Annotated in this window: 14 protein-coding genes; 5 read left to right on the plus strand and 9 right to left on the minus strand. The window is 38.0% G+C overall.

Annotated features, from left to right (window positions below):
• Window position 1: 1 nt before the first annotated feature.
• The 5 genes from ACNFU2_RS08000 to ACNFU2_RS08020 form a co-directional block, all read right to left on the minus strand.
• Window positions 2-1,030 (minus strand): hypothetical protein, encoded by a 1,029-nt coding sequence (locus ACNFU2_RS08000; RefSeq protein ID WP_418124594.1) that lies wholly within the window; start codon window positions 1,028-1,030, stop codon window positions 2-4.
• Window positions 1,020-1,826: a molecular chaperone gene (locus tag ACNFU2_RS08005; protein ID WP_418124596.1), complete on the minus strand. Its 807-nt coding sequence runs from the start codon at window positions 1,824-1,826 to the stop codon at window positions 1,020-1,022. Before ACNFU2_RS08005 ends, ACNFU2_RS08000 begins: the two co-directional genes overlap by 11 nt.
• Before the next feature lie 77 nt (window positions 1,827-1,903).
• Window positions 1,904-2,428, minus strand: coding sequence for a hypothetical protein (locus tag ACNFU2_RS08010; RefSeq protein ID WP_172279425.1), 525 nt, complete (start codon window positions 2,426-2,428; stop codon window positions 1,904-1,906).
• Between the two features lie 307 nt (window positions 2,429-2,735).
• Complete coding sequence (locus ACNFU2_RS08015) at window positions 2,736-3,155, minus strand: hypothetical protein (RefSeq protein WP_172279427.1); 420 nt, start codon at window positions 3,153-3,155, stop codon at window positions 2,736-2,738.
• A 79-nt stretch (window positions 3,156-3,234) separates the two neighbouring features.
• The gene (locus tag ACNFU2_RS08020) at window positions 3,235-4,065 is read right to left on the minus strand and encodes a helix-turn-helix domain-containing protein (protein ID WP_172279429.1); all 831 of its coding nucleotides are present in this window, start codon (window positions 4,063-4,065) and stop codon (window positions 3,235-3,237) included.
• Between the two features lie 417 nt (window positions 4,066-4,482).
• Here ACNFU2_RS08020 and ACNFU2_RS08025 point away from each other — a divergent pair, with 417 nt between their 5' ends.
• Both ACNFU2_RS08025 and ACNFU2_RS08030 read left to right on the plus strand, forming a co-directional pair.
• On the plus strand, window positions 4,483-5,625 hold the full coding sequence (locus tag ACNFU2_RS08025; protein ID WP_418124599.1) for a vWA domain-containing protein: 1,143 nt from the start codon (window positions 4,483-4,485) through the stop codon (window positions 5,623-5,625).
• 103 nt (window positions 5,626-5,728) lie between these two features.
• Window positions 5,729-7,183, plus strand: a complete 1,455-nt coding sequence (locus ACNFU2_RS08030; protein WP_418124601.1) for a sigma 54-interacting transcriptional regulator — start codon at window positions 5,729-5,731, stop codon at window positions 7,181-7,183.
• Between the two features lie 71 nt (window positions 7,184-7,254).
• Here the strand turns inward: ACNFU2_RS08030 and ACNFU2_RS08035 are convergent, their stop codons facing one another.
• From ACNFU2_RS08035 to ACNFU2_RS08050, 4 genes are all read right to left on the minus strand, one after another.
• The gene (locus tag ACNFU2_RS08035; RefSeq protein ID WP_273648595.1) at window positions 7,255-7,707 is read right to left on the minus strand and encodes a nuclear transport factor 2 family protein; all 453 of its coding nucleotides are present in this window, start codon (window positions 7,705-7,707) and stop codon (window positions 7,255-7,257) included.
• Between the two features lie 139 nt (window positions 7,708-7,846).
• Complete coding sequence (locus tag ACNFU2_RS08040) at window positions 7,847-10,720, minus strand: glycosyl hydrolase (RefSeq protein ID WP_418124603.1); 2,874 nt, start codon at window positions 10,718-10,720, stop codon at window positions 7,847-7,849.
• Between the two features lie 227 nt (window positions 10,721-10,947).
• On the minus strand, window positions 10,948-11,202 hold the full coding sequence (locus tag ACNFU2_RS08045; protein ID WP_172279440.1) for a hypothetical protein: 255 nt from the start codon (window positions 11,200-11,202) through the stop codon (window positions 10,948-10,950).
• Window positions 11,203-11,445: 243 nt separating this feature from the next.
• Window positions 11,446-12,063, minus strand: a complete 618-nt coding sequence (locus tag ACNFU2_RS08050) for a tyrosine-protein phosphatase (RefSeq protein ID WP_273648597.1) — start codon at window positions 12,061-12,063, stop codon at window positions 11,446-11,448.
• A gap of 296 nt (window positions 12,064-12,359) precedes the next feature.
• Here ACNFU2_RS08050 and ACNFU2_RS08055 point away from each other — a divergent pair, with 296 nt between their 5' ends.
• From ACNFU2_RS08055 to ACNFU2_RS08065, 3 genes are all read left to right on the plus strand, one after another.
• Window positions 12,360-12,776 carry an acyl-CoA thioesterase gene (locus ACNFU2_RS08055; protein WP_273648598.1) on the plus strand — a complete coding sequence of 139 codons (417 nt, stop codon included), beginning with the start codon at window positions 12,360-12,362 and terminating at the stop codon, window positions 12,774-12,776.
• Window positions 12,777-12,925: 149 nt separating this feature from the next.
• On the plus strand, window positions 12,926-13,624 hold the full coding sequence (locus ACNFU2_RS08060) for a DUF1826 domain-containing protein (protein WP_273648599.1): 699 nt from the start codon (window positions 12,926-12,928) through the stop codon (window positions 13,622-13,624).
• Between the two features lie 131 nt (window positions 13,625-13,755).
• Window positions 13,756-14,223 carry a cupin domain-containing protein gene (locus ACNFU2_RS08065; RefSeq protein WP_172279448.1) on the plus strand — a complete coding sequence of 156 codons (468 nt, stop codon included), beginning with the start codon at window positions 13,756-13,758 and terminating at the stop codon, window positions 14,221-14,223.
• Window positions 14,224-14,676: the final 453 nt, after the last annotated feature.

Here is a 14,676-nt window from a genome sequence, read left to right on the forward strand (position 1 = left end):
GTTATTGAGGAATTATCTCGTATTGAATTGTGGTGGTATATTCTTCCGATCTGGCATTAATCAACCGTTCATCATTAGCATTCGTGGAATATCTGATATCGTAATAAACATTAGAGCCTTTTGTAGAGCCTCCCGTTGCGATCAGTTGAGGTGTGGCACTTAAAGTAACCGGATATACATTTCCTTTATTATCTGCAACAGGCGTAAGACCCATTTTAACGGTTCCCAGAGGAATCGTATTCCCTGTCGGAGAATTAAACTGCCCCTGAAGAGACTTCATCCTGATCTGATAATTCGTATTACTGCTTACAATCAAAGCATTGGTATACAATACACTCACGCCTTTTATGTAATCTTCCATACTTTTAAACTCCAGCGATCCATTGGTTGCATTCGCAGAAAATTTTAGTGAAAGTTCCGGAACTTCCGTTGGGGTTCCTGAAAGAACACCGATCTGAAACTGGAAATTATGATCCGTTTTCCCTATGATATTATTGTATTGATCATAGGCAGTGAACTGTACAGGTGCCGTAAAAGTGATCCATGAAGGGTAATTTCCAAGGTAAGATCCTCCCGCTACATTCAGGCTGTATTTCACCTGAAGATTATAATATCCGTTGGGCTGTACAGGCTGATTATTCAATGGTGCATTGGACTGGGGGATTAAAAAAACCTCCTGTCCTTCCTGAAGAAAAACATGTAAAGGCATTCCGATCTGGGGAATCGTGGGAACAGGTCCGGGATAGGCCTGACCTGAGGAAGATACCGGCTGAAAAGAAATTTTATTGGCAGGCATTACATATTTTCCGTCATTGGAAGTAATGGGTTGCTTTAGTCTCATGGATACCCTCCAATGAGGAATATTGAATTTACCATTCCCTGCCAAAGTAAAAGTATAGGCATCCGGATTGGTATTACCGCCATAAGAATTGATCTGTAAATAGCTGTTTATCCATGAAGTATATGTTACTTGCGAAAAACAACCCACAGAAATCAGCACAAAGAAGAGGACGAGCTTTTTACTTTTCATAAGTGAAGCTTAGCTCTCCCAGTTCAAGATTGTTACTGTCCCCATAATCGATCATTACAGAAGCAGTGTATTTTCCTTTTTCAAGGGTGGAAGGCAAAGAAATATTCATTTCCCTCTTATTTCCCGGCATTGTATAAAAGATAACAGGATCAAGTGCCGTTTTCTTACCGTTTTCCACATTCACAAGGTCCGTATATACTTTTCCGTCAATCCACACATCTCCCTGGTTTTCAAAAAACAGATCCAGCCTGTTGCTCAATTTCCCGTAGACAAGATTCTGAATTTCAATTTTTTTAGTCCCCGGTAATGGCAGCTTATGAAAAAGCTTTATTCCGGATCGTATGCTGACCTTTATATGAGCCCCCTTACTATCTACATCATCCACAGGATTCATTTGACTGACATACAACACTGCAGTATGAGCTTTTAAATTATCCGATAAGATGGTGGGAGCAGTAATGGTAACATCAATGTCTTTTTTTTCGCCGGGAGCGAGCGTAAAATAATTTTCTTCTTTTTTCACAGACACCCAGCTTGCACAGGATGCAGGTCTTGTATTGGCTCCATAGGTCATATTTTCCCCTTTTTCATCATACTCCCAATCACCGAGGCTTATGGCCAGATCCAGAGAGTTCTTTGCGCTTACATTCGTTACAGTTACTTTTTGAGTATTGCTATGTCCCGGGTCAGATTCGAAATACAGCCGTGGTGGAGATACAGAAACTCCTGTTTGTGCAAAAATTGTAGAAAACAAGGCACAGAACAAGGAGCAAAAGAAGAAAGAAAATTTTTTCATTACAGATACTTCATATTAAGAATAAAGTGCAGCAATAGACCTGCAACACTTTATCCTGTAATCGTATTTACATTATCTTATTGGGAAATAATAGTATACGTTAGCTCTGTAGTGTATACTGTAGGATCCTGACCCGCGATATAATTATCAAGATATGCGTTAGCTCCGGCACCTTTGTATTCAATATTGATTTTCTTATCCACTCCTCCGTTAGAAGATGTTACCAATGTTGTTTCATTCGCTGATAGCTGCACATTTTGTGCATATTGAGCTCCGTTTACTGCCTCAGAACCGGCACTTGCTTTGATCTGAATGGTATTGGCCTGGATATTTTTACCCGCATTCTGTAAAGCAGCATTGGCACTTTTTACTTTTACCTGAAATCCACCGGTGCTGTAGATGCTCAAGTGATCTGCATTCACAGAAGAAACTCCGTTTACGTAATCGTCTTTGGTTACATAGTCTAGGTTAACAACCTTCTGTGCATTATTCACAACAAGGGTCTGAATAGGCTTCAGTCTTACGTTTAGGGTTACATTCTGTTGAGCTTTCAATGTTGCAAATCCTACTAAAGCAAAACAAGCTAAGACACATTTCTTCATAGTTTAAAATGATGTTTGTATTAATTTTTAAAATTCGCTGCAAATGTATAGAGAAAGAAAGCCTGCATTCTTGTGAAAAAACACTTATAACTTGTAATTTTATGTAGTGAATTATTCACAAAAAGAATTAGCCTTTTATGAAAAAATCATAAAAAGCGTCGAATCATATAACGATAGAACCGCTATTCCGTAAAAGCGCTATTATTTTAATCTCAAATAATTCACTTTTATATACATATCGGTAAAAAAGGCATTTTAAAAAAATACCATATATTCAGTAGTAATTTTCACAAGTCTTATTAAAATTTTACTGAGAAATTAGCGTAAGCACGACGTGATCAGCTTTAAAACCCGAGTCACAACCTGATTTTTTTAGTACAGCTTCTAATTTCTCATGTATTTTATAAACTTTCTGAATTACTCCCTTTTGACGATCAATCAGATTATGTTCTTTGTAACAGTTATCATTGTTTTTAAGATTTGCACTATCCTCATTAAAGGTCTCATGATGTACTTTTACTTCAAAACCTGAGGGACTCGATACGGTCACGGATTTAAATTCCGGTAATCGAGACGTTGTTGCTCCGGAATCTTCTTCATCATTATTGATAGAAAATATCTGTGCCGGATACAACCGTACATTTAATCTCAAAGCATCAGAATTCTGAGCAAAAGATTTTGCACAAGCAAAAAATAAAACAATTAATAAAAACCATTTAAAAAGCATATTGCCTGGATTTTTCACCAATCGGTTACATAGGTAAATATACAATAAATTCTATACCCACCTACAATAAATTCGATAATTATTTCATTTCGGAGGGATTTTTACCGGTATGTTTTTTGATAAAGTTGCTGAAATTCCCTTCATCGCTGAAACCCAGCTCATAAGAAACTTCGGAAATCGTACAATTGGAAAACTTCAGGGCTTTTATACATTCGTTCACCAGTTTTTCAATGATCACCTGTTTTGCAGTTTTTCCCAGCATGTATTCAGTCATCTCCGTCAATCTCCTTGAAGATATACTGAGTTCATTGGCATAGTAAGAAACCTTTTTTGCCGTTTTATAATCCCTTTGCAAAATCACTTTAAACCGATTGACATAATACATATAATCGAATTTGAAATCATTTTTTATTTCTTCGGTAGGAATATGTAAGAAGGCATCCAGTATAAGCCTTTCAATGGCATTATGGGCGGCGGAAATATATAAGCTTTTATCTTTACGCTGAAAGCTTTCCATTCTTTCCATGAATACCACACGCATCTGTTCTATATTGATAAAAGGAGCAACAAAAACATCTGAATTATAGTTAAAGAAAAGCTGGGAGTTGATAAACAGGCTGTCTTTTGTTGACCTTTCATAAAAGGTTGAAGAAAATACGATCGCGAAGACATCGGATCTTTTTGTCTTGCCAAAAACGATTTTCTTCTGGGGACCTACAAATGCAATATTACCGGCTTTAATGCCGTACGCAACATCTTCCACCGTTAATGTAATATCTTCTAAAACAATATAAATACAAAAGTATTCCAGCGTGTTCATCTCCCTTTTGTTGTTATTTCTTTTTATGATATAATCCAACCGGTTGATACTAAACCCATTATCTTTTAACTGATCCGTTATTATATACATATTCCTCCCAATTCTGTAAACGAAAAATTCCTTTTAAATAAAACGAATATATAGATATAAAAATTTTGCCAAAATGGCTTTATAAAAGGAAAAATTATTAAAAATAATTTATTATAATTTAGTATATCATTACAATATCCATTAAAAACTTTCTGCAAATCAAAAGGGAAGCACGAAAATATCTGTATCGATTATATTTTCATTGCTTATCAAAGCCATTAGTATTTTCTATTTTCCAACAGGTATGTTGAAATGATATTTTCATAACTTGTAGTTTTTTAAATTCAATAAAAAATTAAGGAATATTGCAAATACATTTCGCTTTGATTCAGGACTGAAACAATTACTTGGTTCATTTATTACATTACAATTTTACTAAACAAAAAAAAGCAGTTAACCGAAAAACCGCAATGTCTTATGACAAACAAATATTTAAATTTTCAAAAAGGTTTTACTTTCAGTAAACATATTCCGGAAGAAACATCAGATTTTGACCGGGTCTTTGATGTTTTTAAGGATCTGCTCACCCACACTTCCGGAGATATCGAGGAAGCCTTTCACTGGCTTGATCTTCTCGATAAGGAGTATGATATTTTCAATGATGAATATACGCTTCAGGACTTTGAGGAAGATCTGAAAAAGCGCGGGTACATCAAAGAGGAAGATGATCCGAAAGACGGCAATACAGGATCCGGTAAAGGGAAAAATATATTAACCGCCAAATTAGAGTCTGCATTAAGAGAATATGCACTGGACCAGATTTTCGGTAAACTAAAGAAAACGGGAATCGGAAATCACCGCACTTCAAAAACGGGAATCGGTGATGAAAAAGATGGTGAGAACCGATCTTACCAATATGGAGACGAACTATCTTTGGTTAATATGACGGAGAGCTTAAAAAATGCACAGATCAATAATGGCATTTCTGATTTACGCATGACGGAAGATGACCTCATCGTAGAGGAAACAAAACATAAAGCTCAAATGAGCACCGTATTGATGATTGACATCAGCCATTCCATGGTTTTATACGGTGAAGACCGCATCACTCCTGCCAAAAAAGTAGCCATGGCATTAGTTGAGCTGATCAATAGAAAATACCCTAAGGATTCTATTGACATTATCGTGTTTGGTAATGAAGGCTGGCCTATTAAGATCAAAGATCTTCCTTATTTAAAAGTGGGACCGTATCATACCAATACGGTGGCAGGTCTGGAGCTTGCGATGGATATTCTTCGCAGAAAAAGAAATACCAATAAACAGATTTTCATGATCACCGACGGAAAACCGAGCTGCATTCAGCTTCCTAGCGGTGAGTTCTATATGAATAGTGTTGGTCTTGACGAAAAAATAGTTACACAATGCCTGCATAAAGCGGCCCAGGCCCGAAAGCTGAAAATTCCCATTACAACCTTTATGATTGCCCAGGATCCCTATCTCCGTAAATTTGTGGAAGTATTTACAGCACAGAATAAAGGGAAGGCGTTTCTTACAGGCTTGTCTGGTTTGGGGCAGATGATTTTTGAAGATTATGAAAAAAACAGGATAAGGAGAATATAGTTTGATGCTAGATTTTAGATTTTAGATCTTAGAATTTAGAGGTTAGATATATAGATTCTCATCCTTTTATTACAGTATATAGATTATTTATTTAAAAGAAACAATGAAAAACGATATTACATTCAAAGAGTTAAAAGATTCCGGATATACCCATAAAACGATTAGTCAAGAGATTCAGGCGAACCTTATTGCCAGGATTAAAGCTAAAGAACCCGTATTTAAAGGGTTACTGGGTTACGAAGACACCGTAATCCCTCAATTGAAGAAAGCCATTCTAGCAGGACACCATATTAACTTACTGGGCTTACGCGGACAGGCAAAAACAAGAATTGCGAGAAGCATGGTAGACCTTCTGGATGAATACATGCCTGTTGTAAAAGGATCTGAAATTAATGACAGTCCATTTCATCCGATCTCGAAATTTGCCAGAGACCTTATTGATGAATTGGGAGACAACACCCCTATTTCATGGGTACACCGCTCAGACCGTTTTTTTGAAAAACTGGCCACACCGGATGTAAATGTTGCCGACTTAATCGGAGACATCGATCCGATTAAAGCTGCCACCCTGAAGCTTCCATATTCTGACGAACGCGTGCTGCATTACGGAATGATTCCGCGTGCCAACCGTTCGATATTTGTTCTCAATGAGCTCCCTGATTTACAGGCCCGCATCCAGGTTTCGTTATTTAATATCTTACAGGAAGGAGATATTCAGATCAGAGGGTTTCAGTTGAGAATGCCTCTTGATATTCAGTTTGTATTTACTGCAAACCCTGAAGACTATACTAACAGGGGAAGCATTGTAACTCCTCTTAAAGACAGGATCGGTTCGCAGATCTTCACCCATTATCCCCGAACCATTGATCTTGCCCGTCAAATTACGGAGCAGGAAGCTCTTATATCACCTGAAGACAAATCAAGGATACAGGTTCCGGGTCTTGCAAAAGATTTATTGGAAGGTGTTGCCTTTGCAGCACGTGACAGTGAATATGTGGATGAAAAAAGCGGGGTAAGTGCCAGATTGACCATCAGTGCAATGGAAAACCTTGTGGCTGCCGCAAAACTGCGCTTAATAGAAACCGATGCAGAAAAAACAACGGTTCGCCTGCTTGATTTTATGTCTATCATTCCATCGATCACAGGGAAAATCGAACTTGTGTATGAAGGGGAGCAGGAAGGAGCAGATTATGTAGCGAAAATATTAATCGACAGAGCCGTGATGGTACAGTTTGAATCGATTTTCCCACGCATTTCAAAGCTGGAGAAAGAGGGCATCAAAACTCCTTATACGGACCTGATCAAATGGTTCAACAAAAATCAGCTGGAACTGAACTACACGGATACGGATGAAGAGTTCTATTCCAAGCTTAACAGTATTGCTCCTCTGGTGCAGGTGGTTGAGGAAAACGCCTCCGAATTAAGTGAAGAAGATCAGAACTTCTGTAAGGAGCTTGTTTTATGGGCGCTTACCATTAACAAAAAACTGGACAAATCTGAAAATCAGACTGCCTTTACTTTTGATTCTTCAGGGGTAAGCCCTTTTTTCCGTAACTAAAGCTTTAGCTTATTCATCTTAAGATAAGCGTATCAATAATAAATCCTCCGTTTCGGAGGATTTTTTTATGATCAGTTCTTTTCGATGACAAATGCTTTCAATTCTGCCATCTTTCCATCACGGAATCGCCAAACATCACAATAAGAATAGTCAACAATTTTCCCTTCTTTATTCTTCATGCTTATTCTTCCTATAGCCACCACATAATCATTTTCGGCTACTAATTTTTCTACTTTAAATTCAGGTGGTTCTGTATAAGCAACTGCCATATATTTTCGCACTTCTTCCTTTCCTTTCAAAACCTGTTCACCTACAAATGTCCACTGTGTATCATCGGTACAGTAGGAAAGAAAACCTTCATAATCTCCTTTAGCGATAGCTAGATTTGCTTTTTCAAGTACTGTTTTATTGTCCATATTCAAATTACTTTTAAAACGATGCTCTGATAAATAATAAGGTGACCGGACAGCAGATAAAAAATCAGTTGATCCCATCATCAATAATGTTATAAATACTATTTTCATGCCTATATTGCTTTAGATCAGGATATTCCTGAACTCATCACAGACAAAGGTAAAACAGAGATTCGGGATCATGAATAAGAAAGGCTAAATGTAAGATACTAACAATAATGTAAGGAACAGACTTATGCTCCCGTAGGTCTCAGTAAATCGTTACAGGTCCTGCCAGCCCCAAAGATTGCAGGGGCTGGTCTTTCTTTTTCTGGTTGGTCCAGTACTGAGCCACTTCATTATCTTTAAGCGTTTTCATATAGTTTACCATAACGGTAATGACCTTAATTTCGATTTCATTTTCACCGATATGGAGCAAGCCATCGAGAGCATACACCCTTCGGCCGAACCATTGGGTTCCGGCTTCTGTTCCATTCACCTTTACTTCACAGATTCCATATACACTTCCAAGATTCAGGAAATCCTTGGTATCATGATCTCCAAGTTGAAATGTAGTACGGTAAACTACAGTTCCGGCAAAATGACTGTAAGAAGACAGCTCCTTAAGATCAGTAAGACGATCCAGCTTTTCTTTGTTGACGGTCCCGTCATAATGCCTGAACTCCACATCCCATCCAGTGCTCAGTTCTTTTACTTGAGTTCCTGTTAACGGATGAGCTTTCCACATGGTTCCTTTTCTATGATGATCAAAAACAATCAGTTTTGAGTCTGCAGGACCTAAATTTATATGAAAAAGCCCCTCTTCTACTGCCAGCTTATTTCTCCTGCCTGTTGTCGCATCCCACAACCACGCCTGTTTACGCTTAATGATCTCCTGATCAAATTGAATATCCAGTGAAGCACTATGCCTGCTGCTCGAATTGGTCAGTAAGAATAGCTCTGCATCTGTTGTCTGATAACGCACTTGAGTTATAAAGGACTCAGGTTTCCGGATTTTCATATAGGGCTTTAGGCTGTATTTCTCCTGTACGGTTTTATACCACCCTGAAAAGTCAGCCGTAGGTTTATGCAATACAATGAAACGGTCAGGATAAGCCTCCATCTTTCTCACCCATTCCTTCACTTCCTGATCTCTTTTTTCATAATTATTCCAACCCGTTGATCTTTCGGGAACCGTTTCAATGCAAAAGACTCTTCCACCCTCCCTTATAAAATCATACAGTTTGCTTGCTGTGGCTGTATCCAAACTATGCACTTCAATTAAAAAAAGAGTATGGTATTTTCTGCTTCCATACGTAAGGAATCCTTTTTTTACTTCCGAGTCTTGGATCACACGTTCGGAAACATAATCACAAGCGTTACCATTCTGATGAATGGATTCCCAGATCAAAGCCTGATATGCCGGCGATACGATAACCGGAAAAGGTTCCATCTGGGCACCGTATTCCGACCACTGATCAGCAAAGGGAGCTAACAGCCCAATGTCGGCAAACATGGTAGCCTGCTGCAATACCGCCGATAACCGGGCACGATAATCTGTGTAATGTTTAAAATAAGGCCACATCGTGTTCTTTTCATTAAAATATCCACCATAGGTAATCCAGCCTGGAAAAGCTGCTTCCGGCGGAGAATAGTTAAATCCATGAAAAACGGGATTTGTAACTCCCGATATCGTGCTCTGATCCCCCGCTATTTTGAAAATTTCCAGAGACTCATTGAACACCATGTCAGTATTGGTAAGCTCTTCGGAACTGATCAGTTTTTTATTCTTCAGATGGGCTGCAGAAGAAACCAACTTATTGATCATCGTGTTTCCCCTGCCAAGATGCCAGGGATATTGTGTGAATTTCTCTTCACTGATATCTTCTCCGATACCGTATTTCAGCCAGGTTTCACATTCTGGAATATCAATTTCAAAACTTCCTTCCAATGGAAAATAGCCTCTTCCATAGGCCTGCGCTCTCGATTGTATTTTATTCTCTTTGCACCAGTCTACATAGGGAGTAACAAACCTTTCTTCAAAAAGCTCTGCTTTGGTAAGCTCAAAATCATACCGCATACGGTCTGTCATTTTTTTGAACACTTCGCCCGTCTTTACGGGATATTGGATATTCTGCCCCGTGGTATTTCCCATTGCTCCAATTTTAAATAATACAAAGGGCAAATAAGGATAAATATCATATCCTCTCCTTCTTTTAAACTCTGTGATCATATCCTCACTCCAGTTGGCCCCCTCTATTTCCAGACTATCCACAAAGAAAGAGCGGACATAGCCTGCAAGAGGTCCTGTTTTTCGCTGAATGCTATCACTCATCCTGTTGAGGTATTTTTTCACGGCAGCAGAATTATAATGATTCAGAACGGGTCCCATCCCACCCGGCGCCCCCTGGATCACCCGCATAAAGCGTTCTATTTTCACCAATCCATAAACCGCATAATTACCTTTGGGTATAGAAACTTTTATCATTCCGCTTTTAATCTGATCCGAAAGATCCATCATTTCGTCTATCCTATTGAGCGGATCCGGCACAAGTTTTACGTCCAGCATTTCCATCGTCCTTCCGCTGTATGGGCTGGTAATCGCCGGATCGGCTTCTTTATAAAGATCAAAAAGAGAAAATTCCGTGGTAAGAGGACCCTTTAATTTTTTTACGGCGATCACCACTATTTGTGAGCATTCTTCTTTTTCTAAAAAATCGCCACCCATGGGAAAACCCGTACCCACCAATATATCACAGGTCATCTCCAGAGATTTAGCTTCTTCCAGCGTAAATTTCAATAAGTCTATCCATTCGTCACTTAGCCAATCAATACTTTGCTTCCCCATGTCATCCGTACGCGAAGGAAATGATATCGGATTGATCTCAACCCCTCCTATTCCCGCATCCTTTAAAATCCTGAGCTCCCTGGCAAGTTCTGATCTTTCAATCTTATTGCCATTCCACCACCAACGTACAAATGGGCGGTACCGATTTTCCGGATTACTGAAAACTTCAAACAGTGATTTACCTGACCGTAAATGTTCTTCCCGCAACATGGCACTGGCGTAGGATGGTAGTATATTCGCAAGAACCAAGCCGGATGCAGCAACTGAACACTGTTTCAAAAATTCTCTTCTTTCCATGGAGCGGTTTTATATTAAAATTACACCGGTGTAATGACTACATAGGCTATGTCCTGTTTATGAGAGAGCAGGATTATCAAATTTAAAAGATTTGCCTATAATATAACAGTTTTGTAAAAAATAATAAAAGAGGATATCTCTGGAGATATCCTCTTTTATACTTCACCTTTCCGGTGTAACATCCGATAAATACTAATTTTAATCAAGCTGATCTAGATTCTGTTTAATTACCACGGGGCACCATTTCGGGCACATAAAGTAGAGCACTCTTCAAGTCCTCCCGGATCAGATGGTGAGCTGGGTTGATTTGAGGCCCAAGCTACACAGCAATTAAAACAAACATCATAACTATCATTGGACCAGTCATCACAAATCCCACCACCAACGGCTTTTTTTGCGCCTGTTACATTTTTCAATTTAGTTCTGCTAAGTAATTTTGCATTTTTCATATTAAAAGATTTAGTGTTATGCCATTCAATCATGCAAGAACGGCTTTTGCAATCAGTGATTATATCTATATTTTTTAAATATCATCCTTCCTATTTAGCCCTTTGGTAGGGTTTTAATAACTCTTTCAACGAATGTATTTATAAAATACTTCTTAAAATTGTAAAAATGTAACTTACAAATAAAAAATCCAGGAAAGTGATTCCCTGGATTAATTTATAGGTTAGGATTACAGTATAATGAAATACTGACTTTTTATGTTTTAAATCAGAAACTAATTAGTTAAATACCTGTCCTTTGATGTAATCAACATCCACATCCCTGATATAATCGATAAGATTGGTATATTGGGAATGGAAATGGTAGCCTCCTTCTGTCATTTCTTCAGTGGCATCCTCTTTACTCCAGTTCTGGAAAATAATACGGTACATCGCCATCGTAACACCGGTTCTGTCACTACCATGAGCACAATGCACATCAATAGGTTTCGGGGCGGTTCTTATTATGCGCAAAGCTTTAATGATCTCAACATCTGATACGGATGAAGCATTCATGGGAACATTATACAGGTTACCTGCATAGTTAGTTCCTCCCACATGATCTGTATGACCTTCCCTCAGGTTAAGTATCGAAGCAATATGTTTTTGCTCAAGAAAATTAAAGCCCGCATTGTCAGGCTGCTCACTTCTATACACATCATTATTTACTTTATACAGATTATCAAAAGGAGAACCTGAAACTTTTTGAGCCCAGGTCTGGGGCCTTGAGGTTTTGGATGTGACGGACAAGTTGGAACTTTGGAAAACATTGCCCGATTTTACCAGTGCATCATCAGAATTTTCAGGAGCACAAGCCAGTGTACTTAATGCTAGCAGGATAAAAATTGCTTTTTTCATGTTTTATTTTTATTATTAAAATGATCTGTTTATTGGCTACCATCATGACGTGACCGGAATTCCAATGGTAAGGAATCTTCAACGATCTGTCATATATTATAGGAAATAAGCGGGTACAATCGGGATGAAATAATGGAAACAAAAGTATAAATAAATCACAATATATCAACACATAGAGAAATATAATACATTAAAATATTATTAAATTTTCTTTGTGTAGGTTAAGATCTCTTCGTTCAATTTTGATTTGGCGCCAATTATAATTAGCTTTATGTATTAAATATAGAATTATCATTATGAAATATTCAAAAGAATATGTGACTAAAGAAGAGCACATTGATGTACAGGGAATTATGGACGGTTTATATTATCCGTTTTATATGGAATATTGCAGACACCAGTATATTGATGAGGTTTTGGGGTTTAACCTTGAAAATGAAGCAAAAAATGGGGTTAATATGGTATTATCAGGATACACGATCAGTTTTCTCAGGTCTCTGAAAAAAGGAGATACCTTTACGGTAACCTGTGAACTGTTCAGGGATAAAGGTGACGCTCCTAAGATTCATTTTAAGCAATCCATTATCCTGAATGGTAAGGTGACGACAAAAGCAACTTTTACCGGAACTTGTGTGCCTTCAACCGGTGGCAGGCCTTTTCTTCCTGAATCTTTAAAAGCACTTATTGAAGAGGCACCTGTTTTGGAAGACTAGTGTCTTTTCCATCACATTATAAAAAGCAGGTATAAAAACCTGCTTTTCAATTTTCATATCCAGTCCTGTTGAAGACAAGTCAATTTAAAGTTATCTCCAATTCCTTACTTTTGTAAAGTATTAAACGGCTTAACAGTTTATTCCATCATATGAATCCTATATTTTCCAGCAGCAAACAAATTGAAGTGGTATCTTCCTTTTCAGAACTCATCGATACCGATTTTTACGGAACTATGAATGCAATCTGCTGGCACAGGAATTTAACCGGAGACTTTAAAGAAATTGTCTCTAAGCTTCATTTAAAAGATCATATTACGGAAGTTTCCACTGACGATCTTTTGGCATTACCACTTTCAGAAAAAGGAATTACTGCGAGGGAAACGATTCTCAATGATTTACGTTTATTGGAAGACTTCGGAGCATTGCCTTCCCTCAACCTGCTTAAAAATTATGACCGGGACGAAGAACTGGATTTCATCTCAACCGATGTATATTCATATCATGTAGACCGCTCCCCCATCGGCACCGATACTTTTTTGTGTACTTATCACGGGGCTCCCAGTGAAATTATACCCAATGACCAGGTGGAGCAAAAGATTCTGATCCCCGAGATCAGGGAAAAGCTTAGAAAATTACATAACGGTCCGGAAGCAGAATTTGAAGATTTCCTGAAAGAATACTTCTTCGACCTGCACTATCAGCCAAAGATTAATGCTGAACCGGTCAGTCTCGGATCAGGGCATCTTTGGCGACTGGCAGTAGATCATCCGGAACAAAAAGTTCTTCCTTGTGTTCACAGGGCCCCCATTGAAAAAGATGGCGAATACCGCTTACTTCTTATTTGCTGAAAACGTTATTGATATTGACGAATCTCTTTTTATGATCCGGAACATATAATGATACATACTGAATTGCTTGCAATGCTGCTTAATTTTTGGTACCTTGAAATCCTATTTTATCCATTAATCATGACCTCACAATGGCCGATACCGTAATACTATCTGAAGGAGCAGAATTTGACCACGTTATACAAGAAGTTTCAAAGTATATCCACCTGTATGTAATGGCATTCCAAAAAGATGAAAGAACCATTACCCGCGTTGATAAACGTGAAGGTATGTATGGCGGAAAAGGAACCGTTTATATGTTACAAATGTTCGGCGATAAAGAGCTAGCCAATAATCGCCTGGCTGCTTATATGGTCTTGCTGAACAAAGGAGACGAATCCGGATATCATAGCCACCATGCAAGAAATGAAGAAGAACTTTATGTCGTTGTTCATGGAACAGGAGAATACCGGGAAAGAACAGGAACTCACGGACCCGAGCGTAAAAAAACACTTCAGAAAGGTGATATTACAGCCATCAGTTCAATAGGTTATCATTCCATCGAAAACACAGGCGATGAACCTTTGATCATGTTTGTTATTACGACTAACAATCCCTAGATCAATGTGCTAAAGCCGGAAATTCCTCCTATGATCAGTAATAGGAACTATACTCTTTTCTTCTTTACAAATACAAACTCCAGAAAGCAGAAAAACTTGCCAATATTTTTATAATATCGGACTCAGTATTCCCTTGGCTATATTTAAAATACCATCTATTTCCTTTTGCATAATCATTTTCTCGAATTATTTTCCAAATGATCTACCATGATTTGGGATCATATTACACCAGCACAACTAATACAGTACAAACGGTTTTGTTCACCAATTTATTTCCTATATTTTTGGTATATGCCTGTCATTATGCTATCAATACCTTATTCTATTTCGTAGAATTACTTACTTACATTACAGATGAAATTGGTAAAAGAAATTACTTCTGACACAAAATTGGAGATTTATAATACTATTATCAATTGTTTTTATCTCTTTCTCTAAACAAAAGGTTCAGTG

The organism is Chryseobacterium sp. PTM-20240506, from assembly GCF_048296755.1.
Taxonomy (GTDB): Bacteria; Bacteroidota; Bacteroidia; order Flavobacteriales; family Weeksellaceae; genus Chryseobacterium; species Chryseobacterium proteolyticum.